Raw genomic sequence first — 25504 nt, 5'->3', positions numbered from 1 at the left:
GGGCCAAGGTCGCTGAGAGAATAGCAATAGGCCAATCCAACGACAGAACACAAAGGGTTCGAGGCTATGGACGTTCGCAACGAAATGCTGGGGCTTTTGACCGGGCGCGACCCAAATTTCAGCCTGGAGCAGAAATTTTACACTGATCCGGATTTCTACAAGCTTGATCTGGAAAACATCTTCTATCGCGACTGGCTGTTTGTCGGCCATGATTGCGAGCTGCCCAAGACTGGCTCCTATATGACCGTTCAGGTCGGCGCATACCCTGTCGTCATTGTACGCGATGCGCAGGGTGGCATCCGTGCGTTCCACAATTCCTGCCGCCATCGCGGTTCACGCATCTGCTCTGCCGAAAAAGGCACCGCGGCGAAGCTTGTCTGCCCTTATCACCAGTGGACCTATGAACTTGATGGGCGCCTCCTGTTTGCGCGTCAGGTCGGCCCGGATTTCAAACCTGCCGAATATGGTTTGAAGCAGGTTCATTGTGAAACTGTCGCCGGTTATATCTATGTCTGCCTTGCAGATGAAGCGCCCGACTTCAATGGTTTTCGCAATCTGGTCGAGCCTTATCTCGCACCGCACAATATCAAGGAAGCAAAGGTCGCCTTTGAAAGCTCGATCATCGAGAAAGGCAACTGGAAGCTCGTTTGGGAAAACAACCGCGAGTGTTATCACTGTGCAGCCAACCATCCAGAGCTTTGCCGCACCTATCCTGAAGCACCGAGCGCGACCGGCGTTCAGGGCGTCATGGAAGACCCGGAAATCAACCAGCTCTGGAAAAACTGTGCCTCGATTGGCCTTCCAGCCGAGTTTAAAATGTCGGAAGATGGCCGCTACCGCATCACCCGCATCCCGCTTTTGCGCGATGCGGTGAGTTATACCATGTCAGGCAAGCCTGCCGTCAAGAAACCTTTGAGCAACCAGGTATCAGGCAACACCAATATCGGCGCCATGCTGCTCTTCAACTACCCATCGACCTGGAACCACCTGATGGTCGATCACGCCATTTCGTTCCGCGTGCTGCCAATCAACGCTGAGGAAACCATGGTGACGACCAAGTGGCTGGTGCACAAGGATGCCGTGGAAGGTGTTGATTATGATCTGGATGAGCTGACCCATGTCTGGATTCAGACCAACGACCAGGATCGCCAGATCGTTGAAGAAAATGCGGTCGGCATTCGCTCGCCTGCCTACCAGCCCGGCCCCTATTCGGTCGAGCATGAAGGCGGCGTGATGCAATTCCTCGAATGGTACACCAATACCATCACGCCTCGCCTGAAAGGTGAGACTGCAAAGCTTAGTCGCGTCGCATAAATTAGCGCATCCAGAGCAGCGTTACGCGGTTTTCGGAAGAAGATGCGCATATAAGTGTAATACATATTGAAGAAGTGAGAAGGCCATGCAGCCTCTGAAATATCTGGACGAGATGCTGCCGTGGAACGACAGGTTGCAGATGCTGCAATGCATCTCGGCCATCGAAGAAGCGCCAGACGTTATGACCTTCTCCTTCAAAACGCTGGAGGACAACTGGTTCCGCTATACGCCGGGCCAATTCGTCACTCTTGAACTACCGATTGAACGGGCCGATGGATTGGGGCCGGTGCTGCGGACATACACGCTGTCATCAACCCCTTCCCGACCCTATCACATCTCCGTCACCGTCAAGGCGCAGAAAGACAGTATTGGCACGCGCTGGATGCTTGATCATCTTCGCCCACCAATGACCCTCAAGGCCTATGGTCCAAATGGCGACTTCTCGCTCGCCAACCATCCAAGTGAGAAATATCTCTTCATTTCAGCGGGTTCTGGAATCACGCCAATGGTTTCGATGACGCGCTGGCTGTTTGATTGCGCACCGGCAACTGATGTCGCTTTCATCAATTGCGCGCGCTCCCCTGATGACATCATCTTCCGTAAGGAGCTGGAACTGCTTTCAGGCCGCATGGAAGCCATGCGCCTTGCATTCATCGTAGAGCAATCGTCTGCCCGCCATGTCTGGCCCGGGCTGCATGGGCGAATCGACCGCGCCCGGCTTGAACTGCTGGCACCGGATTTCATGCATCGCAAAGTGTTCTGCTGCGGTCCTGAGCCCTTCATGAATGGCGTGCGTGGCCTTTTGGAGCAATCCGGCTTCAACATGGCCAATTATCATCAGGAAAGCTTCCAGCCTGCGACCGAAATCTCCGCCGTTCCAGTGCCAGCCGCTCTTGCAGTTGATGCACCGGCAGCTCCGGCAAAGCCCGCTGTCGCACCAGCCAGCGTGGTTTTCAGTCTGTCCGGCGTTGAAGTCGAATGCACCGAAAATGACACTATCCTGCTCGCGGCGCGTAATGGCGGACTCAAAATCCCGAGTGCCTGCGAATTCGGCATCTGTGGCACCTGCAAGGTCAAATGTGTCGGCGGTGAAACTGAAATGACCCACAATGGCGGCATCCGCGACGACGAGATCGCGGAAGGCTACATCCTTGCCTGTTGCAGCCGCCCGCGTGGTCGTGTCGAAATTGATGCCTGATTAAGCTTTTTTCAAAAACTCGGTGCGCAGCACGAGGCCCTTGACCTGCTTTGTGCTGCAATCAACTTCATCCGGGTTTCCTGTCAGGCGAATACCCTTGACCAACGTACCGCGCTTGAGCGTCGTTGATGTTCCCTTGACTTTCAAATCTTTGATGAGCGTAACAGAATCGCCGTCATTAAGCTGCGTTCCATTGCTGTCGCGTGTGATTTCGTCAGTCATAATCGTCCCCTTTCAAAGTCAATAAAGCCGGTCGTTAGCACCAAAGACAATGTAATACCAGAACACGGGTAATGACTGGCATCTGAACGGAACGCTGATTATAATTGCAGCAAAGTAGTCAGGAGCGCTTTATGATCGGTCATGCCCTTCTCGTCGTTGACGTGCAAAATGATTTTTGTCCAGGCGGTGCACTTGCTGTCGATAAGGGCGATGAAATTCTGCCAGTTATCAACCGGCTGATCGATGAGAATGAGCATGTCATTCTGACACAGGACTGGCACCCTGCGGGACATTCAAGTTTCGCCACGAGCCATTCTGGAAAGAAGCCTTTCGACACCATCGACATGCCCTATGGCAAGCAAACATTATGGCCAGACCACTGTGTTCAAGGCACGAACGGAGCAGAATTCCATCCGGGACTGCAATGGACACGTGCGCAGCTGGTCATACGCAAGGGCTTCCGCATCGGCGTTGATAGCTATTCTGCTTTTTATGAAAATGATCGCCAGACGCCAACGGGTCTTTCTGGATATTTGCGTGACCGCAATATCGGCTCACTAACGATCACAGGATTGGCAACTGACTTCTGCGTAGCCTATTCCGCGCTTGATGCCGTTTCACACGGCTTTGATGTGCGCGTTCGCCTCGACGCCTGTCGTGGCATCGATATAGGCGGATCGATGAATGCCATGCTTGATCAAATGCAAAAGGCGGGCGTTGAACTCATCAACGAACCCGCCCTTTCATCTCACTTCATCTGATTATTTTTCGATCTCGCCATCCGGCAGGACAACATAGATCAGCACGGCAATAATGGTGATGAAGAAACGGAAAGCGGATTCGATACCGTTCCAGGTTGACGACATCCACATGCCGAACCATTCGCCGCCAATCGACATGAAGCCCACCTGCCAGACGAGAAAGCCGAGCGAGAGACCGGCAATGGCCCATTTCTTTGAGTGATTGAAGCTCTTTGCATCACCACTCAGGCGACCGACCATAGCAAAAGCGCCAATCCAGCAGAGAATGGCTGTCAGTGTTTCAGCAGCAATGATCAGAATATAGCCAGCATTGTGCAGAGTATTGCTCTCAATAGCGCGATACTTGATCGTAGCGTCTGGAAAGATCGTATCCATCAGAAGCACATGCTGAACGAAAGCAAAATTGCTGCCGTAGTCGGTGATATTGCCAAAAGAAACGAGTGTTGCGAAGAAAGCAATTGCCGCAACGAATGCGGTTTTGCTCAAACGAGTGACGACCATGGAAGACCCCTCTCCAAAAAAGTCGTAGCCGCAGGCAGATAGGCTTGCGGCATGTGAGGATACACTCTGGCGGACCTTGCCATGAGTGATCCAACGCTTGCCAACTCTTCCGATTCGGTCAACAAAAAAGGCGGCTTTCGCCGCCTTCTTGAATGTTTATCATTATAAAACTTACTTCAGAACAGCTTCGTCGGCCTGATTTTGCCAGTCGGGGTTCTTCTTGTTGTAACGGATCGACGACATGAATGAGAGACCGATAAGAAGTGCACCGATCAGACCGGTAATGACTTCTGGGATATGGTAGAGCGTTTGCACATACATGATCACCGCCAGCACAAGTATGGCATAAAACGCGCCATGCTCCAGATAGCGATACTGGCCAAGGGTCTTGCGTTCGACCAGCATAATGGTGAGCGAACGTACATAGAACGCGCCGATACCAAGACCAATCGCGATTACGAACAGATTTGTGGTCAGCGCAAAGGCGCCTATCACCCCGTCAAAAGAGAAGCTGGCATCAAGCACTTCCAGATAAATGAACGCACCAAGACCGCCACGGTGAACCATATCCACCTGCTCCTGTGACGCATCGAGCACAGCGCCCAATCCCTCAACGGCCAGGAAGGTCAACAAACCGAACAGCGCCGCCACAAGGAAAGTATGCGAATGTTCCGCGTCAAGCTGGTAGGAGAAAAACAGGATCAGTGCGACAGCGACACCAATCTCGATTCCCTGCACGGAAGCAAACTTCGACATGCGGCTCTCGATGATTTTGACCCAATGCACGTCCTTCTCGACATCGAAGAAGTACTTCATGCCAACCATGAGCAGGAATGTACCGCCAAAGGCAGCAATCCCCGTGTGAGATTCCGCAATCACACGCGCGTATTCATCTGGCTGCCAGATCGCAAGTTTGAGCGCCGAAAGAGGATCCGTCCACATGGCAACCGCTACAATTGCGAGCGGGAAAATAATCCGCATACCAAAGACGGCAATGATGATGCCCCATGTCAGAAACCGGTGCTGCCATTTGGGCGTCATGTCGCGGAGAATACGTGCGTTTACAATCGCATTATCGAAGGAAAGCGAGATTTCCAACACGCTCAGCACGGCGCAGATAATAAACACTGAGATCATTCCGCCGAACGTGCCGGTCAGCGAATATCCGAGCCAAAGCGCACCGAAAAGCCCGATAACCGTAAAGATCGCAGGCCAAGTAAAGTATTTATAAGTGGACATCACAAACCGTATGAGAGTTATGTTCAAGATGCAGATCGGACTATTGATCTCGTAAATCACCAGACGAACGGCGCAATTGCTGCATTCTGTCTCATGTAAGAAGCCATCAAGCGGCGAACAAGCAAGAGAATGGCAAAATTGTGTTCACAAAAAAAAGCGAACCTCAAAAAAGCGTGATCCAGTTCGCCAAACTGCATGGCAGATATAATCTATGGATTTCTCCGCCAGTTACAGTACATCTTGAGTTTGGACGAAATTGCGGAGGAACAAGCCATGTTGACAGGACCACAATGCCGCGCGGCGAGAGCCCTTGTTGAGTTCTCAAGAGACCGCTTGGCTCAACTGTCTGGCGTTGATGCAGAAAAAATCGAATTTTTTGAACGGAAAATTGGCACGCCCTCCAAGGAAGAAATTCAAGCTCTGCATGACACTCTTGAGAATGTAGGCGCGCAATTCATCTGGGAGAACGGCGGAGGGCTTGGCGTACGGCTCAAATTCAATCGGTCTGAAGCAAAGCGCATTGCCAGTCTGGAAAACGAAGGTGGTACCGTAGGCTACGACGACGTCCCTTGAGATTATGGGGGCGACCAACTCGTCGTCCCCGTTTCCAACATGCCTCACCCTCAGTTCTTCTCAATGCGCGAAACGCGCATATTGCTGAACCCCGAACTACCGCTATAAAACAGGCTTATGGAGTGAGTGTTTTTGTTGCGTGATAGGCCTCTTTACATAATAAAATCCCCAAAAAGATAAAATGAAGCCAATTCAACACCAGTCGTATATGAAACTCATGCAACCTCGTGGTGCAGTTAAAAATGAACCACCGCAAACAATGCCGATTGAGTAAATCCTTGTGACAATCAAAAAATTCAGTTTATTTTCCATCGTGATTAACATATTGATGTAAATCAAACTTTTTCGTTTATACTTTAGTTTATTCTAAGTTATCACCTTGGGGGAATTGTGATGATGACGCTCAACCCACACAATAGTAAAAGGCGTTTTCCAGGTGTGAAGATGCGTAAATTTGCCTTGGCCAGCACCTTTTTACTGAGCCCGGTCGCATCAGCTATCGCTGCAGATATTGTATCGCCTGCGCCAATTCAGACAGAGTTTCAGGATCAACAGCGCTGGCGCGTCATCTTCAGCCCCTATGTATGGGGTGCGTCTCTCAAAGGTAACGCTGGACTGCTTGGCTATTCATCCAAAGTTGATGTGCCTTTTAAAGATATTTTCAGCAACCTCGATATGAGTGCCATGGGCAATCTGGAAATATCAAATGGCAAGTACGGCATTTATTTTGATGGCCAATACACCAAAACCAGCCAGGATGAGGATATTTTCAACCATCGTCTCAATCTGGATATCATTTCCAGCTCGTTTGCAGGTGGCGTTTTTTATCGGGTTTATCAGCAAGATCTCGATGGTCTAACCTATTTCGGCCGCCAGCGTGTCTTCGCTATTGAACCGACAGTGGGTGTCCGTTGGACCGAGATCAAGGCAAAACTCAATGTTGCGGGTTTAAGCGAAACACGCAAAGAAAATTGGACCGACCCATTCGTTGGCACACGTGTGATCTATGATATCGGCGAACGCTGGAACGTGTCCGCTGAGGGCGACATTGGTGGTTTTGGCGTTGGCACCAAACTGAGTGCACACGGCCAGATTTATCTCGGCTATCGGACAAAGACATTCGACGTGCCCACAATCTGGCGTGTAGGTTACCGTGCCCTGTATCAGGACTTTAATGACAATGAAGGTCGTCAAAAGTTCAAGTATGACGTGACCCAGCATGGACCGGTTGTCGGCGTTTCCTTCGTCTTCTAGGATGAGGACTGGCTCAAATCCATGCGATTAGAGCTGCGACGAGCAATCAAGCAGAGTGTGTCTGAGGACGGAATGCGATTGACTCAAATTTATTCGACACAATCGCACTGCCCCTTTGGTTAGAGCGCGTCGCGAAAAGTGTGAAACGCCTAGGCGGGGAAATCAGTCCACTCGATTGATTTCTCATTCCGTTGCGATCAGATAAAGATTTTCGCTAAAACAATGGTTTAGAGCGACGATCCGATCCGATCAGGTTGCCACTCGGAGCAAAACATATCAGCAACCCTTTTTTAAGCTTGCAAGATTTATTGTGATAGCCCCAAATAAATCAGGCAAACCTAATCGGCTCAAAATATTGTTTTATATGATATTCTGTTGCCTTGCGTGTATGCCTGGTTCAGTGAGTTAACAGGCGCACCATGGCATTTATTTTTGAGCTATCAGTTTATGTTTCTTTTTTGGCATTCACGCTATTTGGGCTATGCATATATTGTATCGGTTATTCAGCTCTACACATTCTCTCACATCACGCTAAAAACGATATTCTTTCGGTGCCAATTGGTGCTTTTGTGAGCACAATCGCAACTGCCTGGGCTTTGTCACTCGGCTTTGTTGCAGCCGACATATGGGCTGCGAATTCGAAAGCGGATCAAGCAACGAGCGAAGAGAGATCATCAATCTCACGACTTATTGGCGCGGCGAGTCCCGAGATTCTCCATGCACCCGAACTAGCGGCGACATTAATCGAATACAGGCAAGCTGTCGTCAAAGATGAGTGGGAAAACAACAGCAATATCGAACCAGCGCACTCCGTTGAAGTCGCTTTACAAAATATCCGGCGTGAGATTGTGGACCTTGCCAAGACGAGCGTTCCCACCCCAATCATCTCCCAACTTGTCCATGATTTTGACGAGCTTCAGGATGCACGCAACACGCGCCTCTCAGTAGGAGCGACCTCCGTCGACATGTATAAATGGTACTTGTTGATGGCGCTCACGGTGTTAACCGTCATAACCATCGCATCAACTCATGCAGACCGCGCACGCGCAGGGGTTAAAGCGATCATTATCTACTCCATAACGGCTGCGTTTTGCCTGTGGATTTTGGCCATTCATGCAAACCCTTATCAAGGTATTGAGCGCCTTGAGCCATCACAGCTATTCACCAATCAAAAGCACGGGCAATCGACTCTATGAGGCTGTTTCTTGGAACCATCGGGGTAGTTGCGTTCTTCTCGACAATATCGGGCGTTCAAGCGCAAACATTCAGAATCTGCCATGGCTATGACTGTTATTATCAAACCAAACTGACCTTAACCACGCAGGATTTGCATCGCATCGAAAATACGATGCGCAAAGGCAGTCGATCAGCGGCAGAAGAGCGCGCGGCTCTAAGGAGGGCAATCGCCTATTTTGAAGAACGCGGTACAGCCATGATCGGTGTGCGCGACAAGCCCCGTATGCAGTTCGGCAAAGCACGCATCAAAGGGCAGATGGATTGCGTGGATGAATCAACCAATACTGATAATTTTGTCCGTTTCCTTCATGGAAAAGGTTGGCTCAAACATCATCAGCCCACACGAAAAACTACGCGCGGGAGCTTTTTCGACGGTCGCTACCCCCATTGGACTGCAGTGATCACCGCAGATGACGGCGAGCGCTGGGCGGTTGACTCGTGGTACGAAGCCGGCGGCGGTGCGCCTGATATAATGCCTTTGAAAGAATGGAAACGTCGCGGGTATAATGGAGAACGATAAGTCAATCGAAACTATCTTTTCCAGGACCGGTCCACGACCGCCCAAATCCATATCGTGTAGCCACATGACTGGTTTACCGTTAGAGTTATCGAAATACGAATAGACGCGTTCACTGAGAAAAGTCGAAAGCGTTTTGATTGAAGTCAATCTTCAGCCATTGCAACCATAGGGGGCCACTCATGGCATTTCTGAAGAAATCTCTAGCTGCCGCATGCACAAGCCTGCTTGTCACTACCAGTATGCTCGTCGCGCCCGTGGCCGAAGCCTGCACACGTGTGGTTTACCTTGGTGCAAACGATCACGTGATCACAGCCCGCTCGATGGATTGGAAGGTTGACGTCGGAACCAATCTTTGGATTTTCCCGCGCGGCATGGAGAGAACGGGCGAAACGGGTCCAGATTCTATCAAATGGACATCGAAATATGGCAGCGTGATTGCCTCGGGCTACGACATTTCAACCACAGACGGCATGAATGAAGCAGGACTGGTAGCTAATGTTCTTTGGCTGGTTGAGTCTGAATATCCGAAGTTCGATGGCACAGGCCCCGGGCTTTCGATTGCGGCATGGGCGCAGTATGTTCTGGATAATTTCGCAACAGTCGATGAAGCGGTTGAAGCACTCAGCAAAAACCCGTTCACCATCGTAACGGACGCCGTACCCGGCGAAAGCCGTCTTGCAACACTTCATCTTTCGATTTCAGATCCTAGCGGTGACAGTGCCATATTTGAATATATCGATGGCAAGCAGGTTATTCATCATAGCCCGACATATCAAGTGATGACCAATTCACCGACCTTCGACCAACAGCTTGCGCTGCATTCTTATTGGGAACAGATCGGCGGAACGGTTATGCTGCCGGGTACAAACCGCGCATCAGACCGTTTCACACGCGCCGCCTTCTATATCAATGCCATTCCCAAATCCGAAGACCCGCGCGAATCCATAGCCAGCGTGTTTGGCGTCATTCGCAATGCGTCCGTTCCTTTTGGCATCACGACGCCCGATCAGCCGAACATTTCTTCAACACGCTGGCGCACAGTGTCTGACCAGAAAGAGAAGCTTTATTTCTTTGAATCTGCACTGACCCCGAATATTTTCTGGGTAGATCTCAAAACTATAGATTTCTCGGTCGAAACAGGAAAAGTCCAGAAACTTGATCTGGGGCCTGATCAGAAGAACATCTTCTCCGGCGTCGTAAATAAGGATTTCAAGGAAGCTAAACCATTCAAATTCTTAGGGATTTAATCGGGACTATACAAAAACCCTCTTCCTTTATGAAGAAAATCTGAACCAATCGCCTGCTGATGCATTGTCTAAGTACAACAAACCAGAACGGAGGAAATCCAATGGACTGGAATCGCGTAGAAGGCAATTGGAAGCAGGCTAAAGGCAAGATCAAAGAGCAGTGGGGCAAGCTCACTGATGACGATCTCGAGCAGATCAATGGTCGCCGTGAGCAATTGGAAGGCAAGATCCAGGAGCGTTATGGGATCGCCAAGGATCGTGCAAAGTCCGATATTGATGACTGGTATAAGAACCAGCAGTGGCTTTCCTGAGTCCCCAAAAAAGCCCCGCATGAAGCGGGGCTTTTTTATCAGCTCAACAGCGATCGACACGCTGGAGCGATGAGGACAACCCCATAAGGGAAAACGTATAACGGGTCTGGGTGCCCCGTGCAGATGTCGCCTGCACATTAACTGAACGGCCGGAACGCATAGCGCTGATGATGCGCGCTTCGTCACCTTGGTTTTGTGCCCAAGCTCGATTGCCTTCGCTGAAGAAGGGATATGAAGTACCATCGATCACGACTTTAACGGGGCTATTGGCTTTGAGTTGATACCCCATCACAAGTTGCGGGCTGAAGCTTCCGCCTGATTTAGAAATAATGATAAAATTATCGCCGTGCTGGACACCAGCCGGAAGAAAACTCGACGGCACTGTCAAAGCATAGCATTTGTTACCGGGCAACTGCGTGTTCTGATAAACGCCCCAGTCCCTGAATTCGCCAATATGGCTTGTCTTAGCCGAAGCCGCGAGAGAACTCGCCACCAACCCTGCAAGCGCCAACGCAACAGTGGTTGTTTTTCTAGTCATTGCCTGAGACCTCCATAATGATATTCACGACACATGAAAAATTGTTTCATTACGTTACTATTTCTTTAACAACTCCTAAAAATTTGTTGATGGGAAAAAGTCGGCAGCAATACCTTCGTCCGCCGAACGGCTAAGCAGCGAAAAATAATGCAAACTCGCTATCACGGGCTGTCGCTTCGATTCCCAATTATATTCGAGGGCTTTTGTTTGACCAAACTGTTGTCTCGCCATAGAAGCAATGAAAAATGGTGGTTAAATGAAGTGCTATCTAATAAATCTCGATCGCTCGGTAGATCGCCTTGCTCTCATGCAGCAGCAGATGCACGCGCTGGGATTGGATTTAGTCAGAGTGCCTGCTGTCCAAGTGGGCCAGTTTTCACCAGATATTGCTTCTCCAGCACTTTATGCTGGGGAAGTCGCCTGTTTCCTAAGCCATCGGAAATGCTGGCAGTTAGTAGCGCAAGGTGAAGATGAGTTTGCAGCTATTTTTGAGGATGATGTCCAGCTTTCGCCGAAGTCTCACGCTTTCTTAAGCAGCACAGACTGGATTCCGTCAAATGCCGATCTCGTCAAAATCGAAACGTTCATGCAGCCAGTTTTCCTTCGCAGAAAAGGAGCCCGCAAGGCTTTTGATCGTGAAGTCAGGATTCTTGCATCGTGGCATGCTGCAAGCGCCGGTTATATAATATCAAAGAAAACGGCGGCTAGTTTACTGGAATCAACGAACTCATATTTAGAGCATCCCGTAGACTACTTGCTGTTCGACTGGGATTTGGGGATATTACAAAACGGCGGCGTTTATCAGCTTGATCCGGCAATTTGCATTCAGTTTGACAGGCTACCATCCTATGACAAACCAATAAGCCCTACAATTGAACGGCGCGAAGGCGGTGCCGCAAAGAGAATAAAGGGCAACCTCACAACAACACAAAAAGTGCGCCGTGAAATTTTTAGATTAATGAAACGCGTTTATCATTTTCTGTCTCGCCGAAACGGGATTATTTGCAAAATAAATACTGTCAAAATGAAGTAATACCAGATTTTTTCTGAAATTTAATTTCAGATTTGGAATTTTATAAATTTATAACTTCACAATGGCTTTATTAGTACTTTTTATCTGTAAGTATTATGCGAAAACCCAAAACCCGCTGACAACGAACATTTTATGATAACATAAATATGGAAAATGGTGGGCCCGGAGGGACTCGAACCCCCAACCAAGCGGTTATGAGCCGCCGGCTCTGACCAATTGAGCTACAGGCCCACGCAACACTGCAACTACCTCAAAGAAACATGGGACACAAGCTGTCAATTGCACAAGTTGCCCTAATACGCACATATTCGATTGCCAATCATGCAGCACAAGGCGAAACTGGTTTCAATTGAAACAGTAGATTGCAACTCAACCAAGGATCAAGTCAGATGATCTGCTTTTTTGTTTTAGAGGAAACTTAAATAAACGAACAACAAAGCACAAAGCCTATCGCAAACAATGCTTTGTAAAAGCTGCCTCAATATTCTCTACAGGAGATCTTATGAAAAACCGCGCTACCACCCTTCTTGCCACATCTCTTACGGCAATCATGCTTGCAGGCGCCGTTACACTGCCAGCCAAAGCGCAGGAGAATCAGATGACGAAGCAGCCCGCACGTATTGCTGTTACCGGCGAAGGCAAGATGACCTCTACGCCTGATATGGCTATTCTGAACCTCACCGTCCTGCGTGACGCGGAAACCGCGCGCGAAGCCATGACCGCTAATAACGAGGCTATGGCAAAAGTGCTCGACGCCATGAAGAAGGCTGGTGTTGAAGAACGCGACCTTCAGACAAGCGGCATCAACATTCAGCCCCGTTATGTCTACCCAGATGACAAGAATGGGCTGAAAGAACCAAAGATCAGCGGTTACAGCGTCTCGAACAGCCTGACTGTCCGCGTGCGCGACCTGGCAAAAGTAGGCAATGTTCTGGATGAATCGGTAACGCTCGGCGTCAATCAAGGCGGCGATCTGACCTTCGTCAATGACGATCCGGCCTCAACGATCAACGAAGCGCGCAAACGGGCGGTCGCCGATGCCATTGCCAAGGCAAAGACCCTTGCCGATGCAGCAGGTGTTGGCCTTGGCCGTGTCGTTGAAATCAACGAGCAGAATCGCGGATATATGCCTATGCCGATCGCACGTCAGGCGAAAATGATGACCGCTGCGGCCCAAGAAGATTCAGTTCCTGTTGCAGCAGGTGAAAACAGCTACAATGTTTCTGTCAACGTTGTTTTCGAGATCAAAGAATGAAGAAAGGGCGCTGAAGCGCCCTTTCTTCATTCTTCAAACAAAAAATCCAGCCTGAGCTTCAGGCTGGATTTTTTGTTTGTTGTAATGTTTTAGCGGATGACAGGACAACCGCGTACATTGGCGAAGACCACGCCGGTTGGACGACCATAGCGGAAGCCACGAACCTGAACCGACTTTCCGTGATAGGCGACGCGTGCATTACGAATACCCATGCGATGCGCTTTCATCTTGGCATTCTCGGCCGAGCAGGCCGGGCCACGATAGGCTGGACGTCCATGATGGCGATTGCCGCGATGATCAATCTTAATCACAGGCGACTGTTCGGATGCGGCAAAAGCAGGGGCGGAAGAAGGCGAAGCAGCATTTGCAGAAGCACCAGCTGAAAAGACGGCAGCAAGACCAATTGCAGCAGAGAAAACAAGCGACTTGAACGACATTGCAGACATCTTAAAATCCTTTCAAACTTTTATCAGGTGATCCCCACCTGAGACATCCGATATTTAATCCATGAAAGATGAACGGAAAGCCAAGCCCCTATTCACATCGCGTTCAGCTTGGTAAACATCATAAAACGCAGCCACTCTTGAAATTGAATATAATTTATATAAATCAAAGACTTACCTTTAACCTGTATGTAAACAGACAGATAAGCACTTAAATATTAAACTTAATTAATGTGCAGAAGCCGTCGTTCAGCCAAGTGGCACCATGTGCTGAATATACTCTTCTTCATCTGCCAGCTCATGATCAAATGCGGTGATCTTGCCACGAACAGAAACACCTGCTTCATAGATCGTATCCGGCGATCCGGAAACCAGTGGATGCCACCAGTAGAGATCAGCCCCCTCTGCAACAAGACGGTAGGCACAAGTCGCAGGCAGCCAATTGACCTCATGGACGATCTCAGGCGTCAGAAACACGCAGTCAGGCACCGTCTTGCGGCGGTTCGGATAATCGCTGCACTTGCAGCTATCCTTGTCCAGCAGCGTACAGGCAACCGTTGTCCAATAGACTTCCTCGGTATCGTCATCGAGTAATTTGTGCAGGCAGCATTGACCACAACCATCGCACAGGCTTTCCCATTCCTGTCGGTTGAGTTCTTCAAGAGATTTGGTCTGCCAGAAAGGTTTCTTATCCATGAGGCTGCATATAGAGCATTTGCAACAAAAGTGCGTAGTGGTTTTGCCTTGAATAGCGTGGGCAAATCGCCGCCCTTTCCTCTTGAACGAAAAGCGCTGCTGCATTACACAATGCTCATCATCCTTTTGATCGTAAGCGTCTTACGTTAAGCAACGCATCAAGTCTGCCGGGAACGGCTATTTGCTTTGATGTTAGGTTGCGCGTTCCCCGCATAATATTCAGGAATACATATGTCTCAGTTTAACGGGTCACGCCGCAGAAAACTGCCAGCGCGTTATGCATCTATTGTGATGCCTTTTATTCTCTCAATCATGATGACCTTTGTTGTCTCGCTGATTGCAACTACCAAAAGCCTCGGCTTTGCCCATCCTGATCTCGTTTATAGCTGGATGACCTCCTGGGCACTTTCGTGGGCAATTGCCTTCCCCGTCCTTCTCGCTATTCTGCCTGTAGTTCGAAAAATGGTCACCTTCGTCTGCCATCCGCATTAGGGCGCATCCCGAAAAGGGTGAAACTAAATAACCAGAGCAAACAAAAAAAGCCGCGCAAATAGAGTGCGCGGCTTTTTCAATTCTGTTGCAGATAGCTTAGCGGAAAATCGCTTCGCCCTGCTCATCGATAATCTGACGGCCCTTATTGAGCGAAATGCTGGCAGCATCTTCAATGCCGGGGCACCGATCCGCACGCACAAAGCGATGCTCTTTTAGCTCACCATCAATCGTTTTCGATATCACACCACAAACCTGATACTGACCACCTTCATTGTAAGGTGTTGCAATAATCAGGAAATCTTTGTGTTCAAGGCGTCCAGCTTCCTTTGGTGCCGCCGGCGTTTCTTCCGCTGAGCCGCCGCCAAAGAGGCGTTTCAAAAAGGACATAACATTCCCTCTCTTTTATAAAAATCGCCCGAAACCATATCCGGTATCGGGCGAAAAAGACTTAGCTGTCGAGGAACGAACGCAGCTTACGCGAACGGCTCGGATGCTTGAGCTTGCGCAGTGCCTTCGCTTCAATCTGACGGATACGTTCGCGCGTAACAGAGAACTGCTGGCCAACTTCTTCAAGCGTATGGTCGGTGTTCATGCCGATACCAAAACGCATACGCAACACGCGTTCTTCGCGTGGCGTCAGCGAAGCGAGAACACGGGTCGTCGTATCGCGAAGATTTGCCTGAATGGCTGCATCAATTGGCAGCAGCGCGTTCTTGTCTTCGATGAAATCACCCAAGTGCGAATCTTCTTCGTCACCAACCGGCGTTTCAAGCGAGATCGGCTCTTTGGCGATTTTGAGAACCTTGCGTACTTTTTCAAGCGGCATGGCCAGCTTTTCAGCCAATTCTTCCGGCGTTGGTTCACGACCGATTTCATGCAGCATCTGGCGCGATGTACGAACGATCTTGTTGATCGTTTCAATCATATGCACCGGAATACGAATGGTACGCGCCTGATCGGCAATCGAGCGGGTGATTGCCTGACGAATCCACCATGTCGCATAGGTCGAAAACTTATACCCACGGCGATATTCGAACTTATCGACCGCCTTCATCAGACCGATATTGCCTTCCTGAATAAGATCAAGGAACTGAAGGCCACGGTTGGTGTATTTCTTGGCAATCGAGATAACAAGGCGAAGGTTGGCTTCAACCATTTCCTTCTTGGCGATGGTTGCTTCGCGTTCGCCCTTCTGCACCTGATTGACGATGCGACGGAATTCGCCGATCGAAATCGCAGTTTCAGTGGCCAGCATCTGAATTTCCGAACGCAGACGATCAATTGCACGCTCTTCTTTGGTGGCAAAATCTTTCCAGCCACGCGCCGACAACGTAGACACGCGCTCGACCCAGTTCGGATCAAGTTCGTTACCCTGATATTCTTTCAGAAAGTCTTCGCGACGCACGCCAAAGGATTCAGCCAGTCGCAGCAACTTGCCTTCGTTCTGAACAAGGCGCTTGTTAATGTCGTAAAGCTGCTCAACCAGCTGCTCGATACGGTTCTGGTTCAGCGAAAGCGACTTGACCGCCTTAATCAGCTGATCTTTCAGCTCCTTGTAGCGACGCTCCTGGCTGGATGACAGATCAGCCGAAGCCGCGAGACGGCTTTCAACCTGCTGGTCCTGCAACTTGCGCAGCTTGCGGTATGTGTCGGCGATCAGATCGAGCGTTTCCATAACCTGTGGGCGCAATTCGGCTTCCATGGCCGCCAGCGACAGATTGGCTTCGTCCTCGTCCTCTTCTTCCTCTTCCGCAGGCATGTCGCCGCCGACATTCGTAATGTCGTCGTCATCGCGCGAACGGCGCGGTGCCTTGTCATCGCGTGGCTTTTCTTCTTCCACGCGCTCAACAATCGGTGCCTGCTTGGCTTCAGGGCCGGCATAGGTGGTTTCGAGATCGATAATTTCGCGCAGAAGAATGTTGGCTTCATTCAACTGTTCACGCCAGATGATAATCGCCTGGAATGTCAGCGGGCTTTCGCAAAGCCCTGCAATCATCGTTTCACGACCGGCTTCGATGCGCTTTGCGATGGCGATTTCGCCTTCACGCGACAAAAGCTCGACGGAACCCATTTCGCGCAGATACATGCGCACAGGATCATCGGTACGGTCGGTTGGTTCTTTTTTGGTGGTGGTGGCAGCAACGGCAGTGCCGGTCGCTTCGACCAGATCGCCGCCTTCTTCCTGCTCATCATCGTTGTTGTCATCACGATCAGCTTCCTGCTCATCGTCTTCTACAACATTGATGCCCATGTCCGATAGCATAGCCATCGTATCTTCGATCTGCTCAGATGTCACTTCTTCCGAAGGAAGCACAGCATTCAACTCGTCCATCGTGACGTAGCCGCGCTTCTTCGCAACCTTGATCATCTTCTTGACAGCATCGTCAGAAAGGTCGAGAAGCGGCCCGTCGGTCGCACCTTCGCGCTCGACTTCGGCTTCTTCGTTTTCCTTAGCCTTCGTTGCCATATTGCTCGTCTCCAGGCGACACCAGTCGCTTCTAAGATATATAGAGTGGCCAAACGGTTTTGCGAGAGCGCCGTTTAACTGTTGATTCTGCGAATAGCTGATTTCACGTTAATGCCGAATTAACCCTGCGGTCATTAACGAGCCCTGGCGTCTCCAAAATCCTGTGGGTTGATCCGGGAAAAATGGTCGCCTTAAAGGCCCGTCCCGCTCTTCAAATAGTGCCCGTCCAGGGTGATTTCAGAAGTCCGCTCAGGGAATTTTGATCAATATCAGTTCTTTAAATCCTTACTCGAACTGTCGTGATTCCGTCATTTGTGCCGCACGTCAAGAGCGACTCACCTGATTCGGGTCTAAAAAGCGAATCATTTATTGTCGCGGCCCAATATCCGCGCTTTTCCGGGGCATGCTCAAGGAAGAGCGGCCCGCCCACGCACTTTAATAAGCAAGCATTTTAGAGTGATTCGACGATAGCAGAATTACGAACCACCGGATGCACGCCCTGAAGAAAGACCAAAGCCATCGATGAGAGCTTCAGTTGCCTCTGCCTGAGCAATTTGCTTTTGAATGTCGATGAGCCGAGCAAAGACTTCGCCTGTTTCGTCCGTATCAAGCAATGACTCCACTGCGCGCAACTCCCTATGTAGGGTGCGCGCGCGCTGATGCAAGTGAAGCGCCTGTTTTAAAGCTTCGCGCACATCGTCTTCTGCAGCACTGGCCGTTGCCGTCCATTCCCGCGTTCGGCGAACAACTGCTTCGAGGGTTTCAATCAGTTCACCATGTCCCGCCGCGACCAGCGCTTTGCGCATGGCATAGCCATCTTCGACATGATCGGATGCCAGGACATCAAGCATTGCGAGATGCAAGACCTTCAGCGCGTCATACTCCAGATCAAGAGCAGACATCGTTTCGAAGTCATCTTCAATGAGGCGCGGGTGATTGAGCAACATCAACACGATTGCTGTTTCACGCAAAGGTGCATTGCGACCTTTGACCATATTCGACCGCGTGAGGCTGTCTGAGAAAGCAAGACGTCCGCCGAACGCAGCACTGCTGCGACCTTGCTGTGCAGAACGACCTTTGCCTTTATCGCGGTTAAATGCATTCCCGTTATTATTTTGCCGCCGCTGCCCAAAAAATGCCTGCGCTCTATCACGCATTTCCTGGCTGTAATGACGCCGAATGTCCTCATTTGCGATGCGGTTGGTAATTTCACGCAAGCGGGATTCAAGCTCTGCACGACGCTCCGGCGTATCAAAAACACCGCTCGCCGTTTCACGCGTCCAGACCATATCGACCAGCGGCTTTGCATCCCGCAAAACAGCATAGAACGCAGACGGACCTTCCGCCTTGACCAGATCATCCGGGTCCTGTCCTTCCGGCAGCATGGCAAAGCGTAGAGATTTTCCTGGCTGCAAGCTCGGAAGGCCAAGATCAGCCGCACGATGCGCTGCCCGCAGGCCTGCACCGTCTCCGTCAAAACACAGGATCGGTTCGGGGCTGATGCGCCAAAGCAGTTCGAGCTGTTCCTCGGTCAGCGCCGTCCCAAGTGGCGCCACCGCCTGATGGATGCCGGCCTGTGCAAGCGCAATCACATCCATATAGCCTTCAACCGCAATGATCGGCTTTGCTTCTTCGCCACCCTGCGGCTGGCAAGCCTTTCGCGCGCGCAAACCGTTATAGAGTATGCGCCCCTTGTGAAAAAGCTCCGTCTCTGGCGAGTTCAGATATTTCGCTGGCGCATCGGCAGAAAGTGCGCGTCCACCAAACGCGATAATCCGCCCGCGCAAATCTTCAATCGGGAACATGATCCGGTCGCGGAAACGGTCGTAAGAGACAGCAATACCTTCGCCATGCACCACAAGACCACAGGCCTCAATCTGATCTTTAGCCACCCCTTTGGACGCCAAAAACTCTTTCAAAGCATTGCGTGACTCGGGTGCATAGCCAATCCGGAATGTCTGTTGCGTTGCGCTGGAAAGCCCGCGATCCCGCAAATAGGCACGCGCTTTCGCCCCGACCGCAACCTGTAACTGACTTTCAAAAAACTGAGCGGCAAGCTCCATAACATCGAACAGCGTCGCCCGTTGGGCTTCACGCTTTTCCATTTCAGGATCACGTTCAGGCATCGGGACGCCTGCCATATCAGCCACGCGTTCAACGGCTTCAGGGAAACTTGCCCCCTCAAGCTCGGTGAGAAACTTAAAGTGATCTCCCGTTACGCCGCAACCAAAGCAATGGTAACGGCCCTTGCGATCTTCGCAGTGAAAGCTCGGTGTCTTCTCGCCATGAAAAGGGCAGCAGCCCCAGAAATCACCTTTGGGTGGATTGCTCTTTTTGCGATCAAACGAGACGCGCGTTCCGATCAGCGTCGAGATCGGAACGCGATCTCTGATCTCATCAAGGAATGACGGCGGAAAACGCATTACAATTGTCTCTTTCGGGTCAGCAAACTGTGCAGTCTATAACCTATATAGGCGCGTGCGCTGACGCAGTCCATCGCCCACACCAAACGCTCCCCGTTAATCACATGCTGCGCACCGCAAGTTCGCCTTCTCGATTTGTCATAAAACTGTCATATATCCTTCACAAGAGCAAAGGGCACCTTGATTTTGAGGGCGTTCAGGGCCATATTCTTCGCCTTATATGATTAGCCGGAACATATTTTTTGTCTTTTTGTTGCGTAGACTTAATTGAAATATTGGTTCCCCCAACTCCAACCTGAAAGGAGCAACCATGAACGGTTCTCTTGTTCTTTTGCATCTTGCTGGTGCTGTTGCCCTGCTTCTGTGGGCGACACGCATGGTGCGAACAGGTGTGGAGCGTGCCTATGGTGATCGCTTGCGCCGGCGGTTGCGCAACCAGATGCAAAATCCACTGCTGTCCATCGCCTTTGGCCTGGCGCTTGCAATAGCACTGCAGAGCTCAACGGCAGTAACATTGCTGGTTGGCTCTTTCGTTGGGTCAGGGATTGTCAGTGGTGTCGCCGGCTTGATGGCGGTACGCGGCGGCGAGCTTGGCTCAGCGCTAGTTGTCAAAATTCTCAGCTACGACCTGACCTTGCTCGTACCGCTTTGCCTTGTCTCTGGCACGGCCATTTTCATGACCACAGAGCGCCGCGACTGGCGACAGATTGGACGCATTCTGGTCGGTATCGGCTTGCTCATTATGTCATTGGAAATGACAGGACATGCAACGGAGCCACTGCGTCAAAGCGAGCTTCTGCCCGTCATCGTCGATTACCTTTCCGGTGATCCTGTGACCGCCTATCTGCTGGCAGCGCTTATGACATGGCTGTTTCATTCGAGCATTGCCGCCGTCATTCTGCTCACCACCTTCGCCTCACGCGGCTTGATCACGCCGGAACTTGCGGTGGTTATGGTGCTGGGCGTCAACCTCGGTTCATCGATCATTGCGCCTATCCTTACACGCCACGCACCGCCAGAAACACGGGTTGTGCCGCTAGGCAATCTGCTGATGCGCGGCGCAGGCTCGCTGGTCATGCTCATCCTGTTTGAGACCTTCAAGCCATCGATTGCTTTCCTTGGTGGCGATGCGGTTTCGCAGGTGGTTAACGCGCATATTCTGTTCAACGTCATTGTGATGATTGCAGGCATACCTTTGTCAGGTTTGGTTCTGCGGGCAACAGAAGCGCTGGTGCATCTCAACGCTGACAAAAACGCCCCTGCCCAACCGCTTGAGGTGGAAGAATATAGCGCGCTTGATACTGCGGTTCTGGACCGTCCCTCGCAGGCGCTTGCCAACGCAACGCGTGAGGTTGTCGGCGTCTGCGACACGATCGAAGTGATGCTGCGCCGGATCATCGATCTCTATGAAAAGCCCGATCAGGCGCGTATCCATGAACTGGCAGCACTTGATGATCGAGTGGACAAGAAACATGCTGCGATCAAACTTTACCTGACCAAGCTCGCCAGCAAAGACCTCGATGAATTTGAGGCGCTGCGGATGCAGGAACTGATGGGCGCTTGCGTGAAGCTTGAACAGGTTGGCGACATTATTGTCCGCAACATGCTCGCTCATGTTCAGAAGAAGATGGACCACAATCTTGAATTTACCGAGGAAGGCTGGAAGGAACTGAGCCATTTCCACGCCATGGTGCTTGCGAATGCACACATGGCTTTTAACGTGATCGTTTCGCGTGACGGGCATACGGCACGTCAACTGGTGCAGGAAAAGGACAATCTGCGCGATCTCGAAAAGCAGACCAGTATGCGCCACTTCTCGCGGCTTCGTGACGGCTCAACACGTAGCATCGAAACCAGCACGATCCACCTCGATACAATCCGCGATCTGAAGCAGATCAACTCACTTCTGGCTTCCATGGCCTATCCAGTTCTTGAAGAACAGGGATTGCTCGGCACCACACGCTTGAAAAGCGCAAAGCCAGCTTAGCCTTCAGTTTTCAAAAGGACGCGGAAGTATCCCGATTTCTTACCATACCGCGATACTTCCGCCCCTAAAATTACAACTGATTAACAGAAACTCCAAACAGCAATTTGTGCACCTAAACAAGCGCCAGGAGCACCTTCATCTCCTGCCATAGAAGTTTCACAAAACTCCTTCCTCATCTCCAGGGCAGCTTCACATTTTGAACTCTCAGCTGATGCAGTGCCAATCATTGTTGTACCAACTACAAAAATTGTTAGTAGAAAATTAGTAGCTTTATTCATAAAAACACTTTCTTACAAAAAATAAATACAATATTAAAAAAACAAAAAAATAATTCAATGTAAACGACAATTTTTAGCAATTAATTTATTGGAGGGCATAAATAAATCTAACCCTCCAATAAAAGACCCTTTAAAGACAAACTTACTTAAATATACAAGCCGCTATTGAAGCAAAGACTTCACCAAGGCGCTTGCCTTCGTGAAATCCATCTGGCCTGCATAGCGTTCTTTAAGTGCCGCCATGACCTTGCCCATATCGCGCAAGCCGCTCGCGCCAATATCAGCAATAACCGCTTCACAAGCCGCTTTAGCTTCATCATCGCTCATTTGAACCGGCAGAAAATCGCTAATGACCGCAATTTCGGCACGCTCACCTTCAGCCAATTCGATGCGATTGCCCTCTTCATAGATGCGAGCAGACTCTTCGCGCTGCTTGACCATCTTACCGAGAATGCCAAGCAACTCTTCGTCGCCAACGGGATCTTTTCCCGCACCGCGATTAGCAATATCGCGATCTTTGACTGCAGCCATGATCAGGCGGAGCGTCGCCAAGCGAAGCTTGTCCTGAGCCTTCATAGCATCGGTCATTGCCTGAGAAATCTCCTGGCGCAACATATCTTTCTCCTAATATTTGTAAAATGTTCAATTAGAACCGCTTCTAGTCTAAAAGCTGGTCCATAAGCAATCGCACGCATGTTCCGGGATGAATGAATAGCCCGATCTCAAGATTTCCTTAAAAGCTTGCGTTCAGACGTTGACCCAGCGCCCAAGTTTCTCTATGGCTCAAAGCTTAGCAGGACATCGGCATGTGCTCACGGCGGAAAGTCAATTTTCCGCTGCTTTTTGGCGCATATATGGCTCTCAAAGCTTCGTTTTTCAAGTTGCTCGCATTGAGCGGTTGACACACGGAAGCATGCCGCATGACTGATAAATTGAAAACGCGCACCAGACGGCAGCGCGAAACCACGCAGGAGTGCACGCCATGACCGAAGCCCCATCGAAAACAGCACCCTGGACAATTGCCAAGCGAACCGCCGTTCTCGTTCTTGCTGACGGCACCGTCATTGAAGGCCAGGGCGTCGGTGCAACCGGCGCGGTTGAAGCGGAAGTCGTTTTCAACACAGCCCTCACCGGCTATGAAGAAATCCTGACCGATCCTTCCTATGCAGGTCAGATCGTTACGTTCACTTTCCCCCATATCGGCAATGTTGGTGCCAATGCAGAAGATGTTGAGGATCTGAATCCAGCCAATCGTCATGGTGCAGTCGGCGCGATCTTCAAGGCCGACATTACCACGCCATCCAATTTCCGTGCGTCCGAACATCTTGATGCATGGCTGAAAAGCCGTGGCATCATCGCTCTCACCGGTATCGATACACGCGCCCTCACCTCGCTCATTCGTGAGCGTGGCGCGCAAAATGCCGTCATCGCGCATGATCCCGAAGGCAAGTTTGACATCGATGCGCTGAAAGCCCGTGCCGCCGGATGGAGCGGACTTGAAAACCTCGATCTCGCAAAGGACGTCACCATTGGCCAGAGTCAGACATGGGACCAGACACCGTGGACCCTCGGTGCAGGCTATGGCGAACAGGCCGATGCGCACTATCACGTGGTCGCCCTCGACTTTGGTGTGAAGCGCAACATTCTGCGCCTGCTTTCAGGCCTCGGCGCGAAAGTGACTGTGCTGCCTGCAACAGCAACGGCAGAAGATGTGCTGGCCTATAATCCAGATGGTATCTTCCTCTCGAACGGCCCTGGCGATCCGGCTGCAACCGGGAGCTATGCCGTGCCAACCATTCAGAAGCTGGTTGATAGCGAGTTGCCGGTTTTCGGTATTTGCCTCGGCCACCAGATGCTCGCATTGGCACTTGGAGCCAAGACCGAAAAAATGCATCAGGGCCATCACGGCGCAAACCATCCGGTAAAAGACTACACCACCGGCAAGGTTGAAATCGTATCGATGAACCACGGCTTTGCAGTTGATTCCGACAGCCTGCCTGATCATGTCGAAGAAACCCATGTTTCGCTGTTTGACGGCACCAATTGCGGCCTGCGCGTTATCGGCAAGCCGGTCTTCTCCGTACAGCATCACCCGGAAGCCTCTCCTGGCCCACAGGACAGCCACTATCTTTTCCGCCGGTTCATCAATCTGATCCGCGAGAAGAAGGGCGAAGCGCTCCTGCCGGAACGTGAAGAAGCTGCATGAATCAACTCTTGAGATTTATGCATTAAGACTTTGTCAGGAAACGAAAAAGCCGGGATCATATCCCGGCTTTTCTTTGTATATATCGAATTCAGCGATCAAATATCGCCGCTGAATGTATCGCAGGATTCAAGCTTTCCGCTATCAAAGCCACGCTGAAACCATTTTGCGCGCTGTGCAGACGTGCCGTGATTGAAGCTTTCCGGTACCACATAACCTTGTGAGCGCTTTTGCAATGTATCGTCACCAATCTGATGTGCGGCATTGATCGCTTCTTGAAGGTCACCCGCCTCCAGAATACCCTTCTGGTCAGTGTAATAGCCCCACACACCTGCAAAGCAATCTGCCTGTAATTCAACACGCACCGACATCTGGTTGGCCTGTGCTTCATTCATTTGCTGACGCATCTGATTAAAGCGCGGCAGAATACCAAGCAGGTTCTGTACATGGTGCCCGACCTCATGCGCAATCACATAAGCATTTGCGAAATCGCCCGACGCACCAAACTTGGTTGCGAGTTCGTTGAAGAATGTCAGATCGAGATAGAGCTTGCGATCACCGGGACAGTAGAACGGCCCTGATGCGGATGAAGCCATACCACAAGCCGACTGCACACCATTGGAGAAGATGACCATTGTCGGTGGTGAATAGGTTTGTCCGCGTGCCTGAAAAATGCCGTTCCAGACATCTTCCGTCTCGGCGAGAATAGTACGGGCAAATTGCGTTGCCTCGTCATTGGCAGCTTTGCCGCCATTGCTCTGCTGCGATGTTTGCGTTGATTGAATACTGCCGTCACCAAACAAAAACGGCAGCGGATCGATACCGATGGCCCGCAGCACGAAGAACATCACAACAAGAATGAGAATACCGGAGATACCACCGCCGCGTATAATGCGGAATCCCGGTCCACCACCCATACCGCCGCCGCGAAAACCACCGCCCAAGCCGCCGCTTTGCTGTCCACGTACATCTTCGACATTATCGCTTTGTCTACGGCCTTGCCAACGCATGGACCAACTCCCCTTCACCGTGCCGCTCAATCACCAAACCGCACACTTTATTGCACGCAATTGTCACACAAACTGTTGTCACAGCAACATAAAAAGTAAATGGCAAAGCCAATCACAAACCAACAATTGAATGTAACACAAAATAGTAAGTTACACCGCGTAGGAGAATTTTGGCAAATGCCCACATTTTCTTTGTAATAAGGGCATTTGTGGGGTTCCGCTTTGGGTTATCATTGCATATAAGGCCCACTTAGCCCACAGAATACACCTCTGCCAACCCGCCGGAAAACCGTGCGGGCTTTT

Annotated in this window: 26 protein-coding genes and 1 tRNA gene; 14 read left to right on the top strand and 13 right to left on the bottom strand. The window is 50.7% G+C overall.

The features are described 5' to 3' along the window. Positions 1-66: 66 nt before the first annotated feature. Together H5024_RS05525 and H5024_RS05520 are read left to right on the top strand one after the other, a co-directional pair. Positions 67-1314 (top strand): aromatic ring-hydroxylating dioxygenase subunit alpha, encoded by a 1248-nt coding sequence (locus tag H5024_RS05525; protein ID WP_187544388.1) that lies wholly within the window; start codon positions 67-69, stop codon positions 1312-1314. A gap of 85 nt (positions 1315-1399) precedes the next feature. Beyond that, positions 1400-2512, top strand: a complete 1113-nt coding sequence (locus H5024_RS05520; protein WP_187544387.1) for a hybrid-cluster NAD(P)-dependent oxidoreductase — start codon at positions 1400-1402, stop codon at positions 2510-2512. Here H5024_RS05520 and H5024_RS05515 read toward each other — a convergent pair whose 3' ends face one another. After that, positions 2513-2734, bottom strand: a complete 222-nt coding sequence (locus tag H5024_RS05515) for an alkylphosphonate utilization protein (RefSeq protein WP_007875876.1) — start codon at positions 2732-2734, stop codon at positions 2513-2515. Positions 2735-2865: 131 nt separating this feature from the next. Between H5024_RS05515 and pncA the strand changes: the two genes are divergently transcribed. After that, positions 2866-3495 (top strand): bifunctional nicotinamidase/pyrazinamidase, encoded by a 630-nt coding sequence (pncA, locus tag H5024_RS05510; protein ID WP_187544386.1) that lies wholly within the window; start codon positions 2866-2868, stop codon positions 3493-3495. Here the strand turns inward: pncA and H5024_RS05505 are convergent, their stop codons facing one another. Beyond that, positions 3496-3996 (bottom strand): DUF2165 domain-containing protein, encoded by a 501-nt coding sequence (locus H5024_RS05505; RefSeq protein ID WP_187544385.1) that lies wholly within the window; start codon positions 3994-3996, stop codon positions 3496-3498. Between the two features lie 171 nt (positions 3997-4167). Further along, positions 4168-5235 carry a DUF475 domain-containing protein gene (locus H5024_RS05500; protein ID WP_187544384.1) on the bottom strand — a complete coding sequence of 356 codons (1068 nt, stop codon included), beginning with the start codon at positions 5233-5235 and terminating at the stop codon, positions 4168-4170. A gap of 195 nt (positions 5236-5430) precedes the next feature. Here H5024_RS05500 and H5024_RS05495 point away from each other — a divergent pair, with 195 nt between their 5' ends. From H5024_RS05495 to H5024_RS05470, 6 genes are all read left to right on the top strand, one after another. Next, a complete protein-coding gene (locus H5024_RS05495) occupies positions 5431-5808 on the top strand; it encodes an XRE family transcriptional regulator (RefSeq protein WP_348770676.1) in 378 nt (125 codons plus the stop codon). Positions 5809-6252: 444 nt separating this feature from the next. Beyond that, the gene (locus H5024_RS05490; RefSeq protein WP_187544383.1) at positions 6253-7062 is read left to right on the top strand and encodes a hypothetical protein; all 810 of its coding nucleotides are present in this window, start codon (positions 6253-6255) and stop codon (positions 7060-7062) included. A 419-nt stretch (positions 7063-7481) separates the two neighbouring features. Beyond that, entirely contained in the window at positions 7482-8258 is a 777-nt protein-coding gene (locus tag H5024_RS05485; RefSeq protein WP_187544382.1) for a hypothetical protein, read from the top strand. Next, positions 8255-8818: a hypothetical protein gene (locus H5024_RS05480; RefSeq protein WP_247875213.1), complete on the top strand. Its 564-nt coding sequence runs from the start codon at positions 8255-8257 to the stop codon at positions 8816-8818. The genes H5024_RS05485 and H5024_RS05480 overlap by 4 nt, the downstream gene beginning before the upstream one ends. 179 nt (positions 8819-8997) lie before the next feature. Continuing rightward, positions 8998-10065: a linear amide C-N hydrolase gene (locus H5024_RS05475; RefSeq protein WP_187544381.1), complete on the top strand. Its 1068-nt coding sequence runs from the start codon at positions 8998-9000 to the stop codon at positions 10063-10065. A 101-nt stretch (positions 10066-10166) separates the two neighbouring features. Next, the gene (locus H5024_RS05470; protein ID WP_187544380.1) at positions 10167-10376 is read left to right on the top strand and encodes a CsbD family protein; all 210 of its coding nucleotides are present in this window, start codon (positions 10167-10169) and stop codon (positions 10374-10376) included. A 43-nt stretch (positions 10377-10419) separates the two neighbouring features. On the opposite strand, the gene H5024_RS05465 is transcribed toward H5024_RS05470, so the two are convergent. Continuing rightward, complete coding sequence (locus tag H5024_RS05465; RefSeq protein ID WP_187544379.1) at positions 10420-10914, bottom strand: invasion associated locus B family protein; 495 nt, start codon at positions 10912-10914, stop codon at positions 10420-10422. Between the two features lie 256 nt (positions 10915-11170). Between H5024_RS05465 and H5024_RS05460 the strand changes: the two genes are divergently transcribed. Next, a complete protein-coding gene (locus H5024_RS05460) occupies positions 11171-11947 on the top strand; it encodes a glycosyltransferase family 25 protein (RefSeq protein WP_187544378.1) in 777 nt (258 codons plus the stop codon). Between the two features lie 154 nt (positions 11948-12101). Here H5024_RS05460 and H5024_RS05455 read toward each other — a convergent pair. Then, positions 12102-12178 (bottom strand) — tRNA-Ile (locus tag H5024_RS05455). Positions 12179-12449: 271 nt separating this feature from the next. Here H5024_RS05455 and H5024_RS05450 point away from each other — a divergent pair. Then, positions 12450-13202, top strand: a complete 753-nt coding sequence (locus tag H5024_RS05450) for an SIMPL domain-containing protein (RefSeq protein WP_187544377.1) — start codon at positions 12450-12452, stop codon at positions 13200-13202. A gap of 89 nt (positions 13203-13291) precedes the next feature. Here H5024_RS05450 and H5024_RS05445 read toward each other — a convergent pair whose 3' ends face one another. Together H5024_RS05445 and H5024_RS05440 are read right to left on the bottom strand one after the other, a co-directional pair. After that, a complete protein-coding gene (locus H5024_RS05445) occupies positions 13292-13648 on the bottom strand; it encodes an antifreeze protein (protein ID WP_187544376.1) in 357 nt (118 codons plus the stop codon). Between the two features lie 246 nt (positions 13649-13894). After that, positions 13895-14341, bottom strand: a complete 447-nt coding sequence (locus H5024_RS05440) for a YcgN family cysteine cluster protein (RefSeq protein WP_187544375.1) — start codon at positions 14339-14341, stop codon at positions 13895-13897. A gap of 231 nt (positions 14342-14572) precedes the next feature. Between H5024_RS05440 and H5024_RS05435 the strand changes: the two genes are divergently transcribed. Beyond that, the gene (locus tag H5024_RS05435) at positions 14573-14833 is read left to right on the top strand and encodes a DUF2798 domain-containing protein (protein WP_187544374.1); all 261 of its coding nucleotides are present in this window, start codon (positions 14573-14575) and stop codon (positions 14831-14833) included. A gap of 96 nt (positions 14834-14929) precedes the next feature. Here the strand turns inward: H5024_RS05435 and H5024_RS05430 are convergent, their stop codons facing one another. From H5024_RS05430 to dnaG, 3 genes are all read right to left on the bottom strand, one after another. Then, a complete protein-coding gene (locus H5024_RS05430; RefSeq protein ID WP_187544373.1) occupies positions 14930-15220 on the bottom strand; it encodes an HlyU family transcriptional regulator in 291 nt (96 codons plus the stop codon). 61 nt (positions 15221-15281) lie between these two features. Further along, positions 15282-17300 (bottom strand): RNA polymerase sigma factor RpoD, encoded by a 2019-nt coding sequence (rpoD, locus tag H5024_RS05425; protein WP_187544372.1) that lies wholly within the window; start codon positions 17298-17300, stop codon positions 15282-15284. A gap of 476 nt (positions 17301-17776) precedes the next feature. Further along, on the bottom strand, positions 17777-19723 hold the full coding sequence (gene dnaG / locus H5024_RS05420) for a DNA primase (RefSeq protein ID WP_187544371.1): 1947 nt from the start codon (positions 19721-19723) through the stop codon (positions 17777-17779). A 310-nt stretch (positions 19724-20033) separates the two neighbouring features. On the opposite strand from dnaG, the gene H5024_RS05415 reads away from it, so the two are divergent. After that, positions 20034-21710 (top strand): Na/Pi cotransporter family protein, encoded by a 1677-nt coding sequence (locus H5024_RS05415; RefSeq protein ID WP_187544370.1) that lies wholly within the window; start codon positions 20034-20036, stop codon positions 21708-21710. An 80-nt stretch (positions 21711-21790) separates the two neighbouring features. Here the strand turns inward: H5024_RS05415 and H5024_RS05410 are convergent, their stop codons facing one another. Both H5024_RS05410 and H5024_RS05405 read right to left on the bottom strand, forming a co-directional pair. After that, on the bottom strand, positions 21791-21988 hold the full coding sequence (locus tag H5024_RS05410; RefSeq protein WP_187544369.1) for a hypothetical protein: 198 nt from the start codon (positions 21986-21988) through the stop codon (positions 21791-21793). A gap of 162 nt (positions 21989-22150) precedes the next feature. Continuing rightward, entirely contained in the window at positions 22151-22603 is a 453-nt protein-coding gene (locus tag H5024_RS05405; protein WP_187544368.1) for a GatB/YqeY domain-containing protein, read from the bottom strand. 367 nt (positions 22604-22970) lie between these two features. Between H5024_RS05405 and carA the strand changes: the two genes are divergently transcribed. After that, on the top strand, positions 22971-24194 hold the full coding sequence (gene carA / locus H5024_RS05400; RefSeq protein WP_187544367.1) for a glutamine-hydrolyzing carbamoyl-phosphate synthase small subunit: 1224 nt from the start codon (positions 22971-22973) through the stop codon (positions 24192-24194). A gap of 95 nt (positions 24195-24289) precedes the next feature. Here the strand turns inward: carA and H5024_RS05395 are convergent, their stop codons facing one another. Then, entirely contained in the window at positions 24290-25201 is a 912-nt protein-coding gene (locus H5024_RS05395) for a neutral zinc metallopeptidase (RefSeq protein WP_187544366.1), read from the bottom strand. Between the last annotated feature and the right edge of the window lie 303 nt (positions 25202-25504).

The organism is Ochrobactrum sp. Marseille-Q0166 (assembly GCF_014397025.1).
Classification (GTDB): Bacteria; Pseudomonadota; Alphaproteobacteria; order Rhizobiales; family Rhizobiaceae; genus Brucella.
The sequence above is the reverse complement of the archived record's forward strand: the minus strand, read 5'-3'. Positions and strand labels throughout refer to the sequence as shown.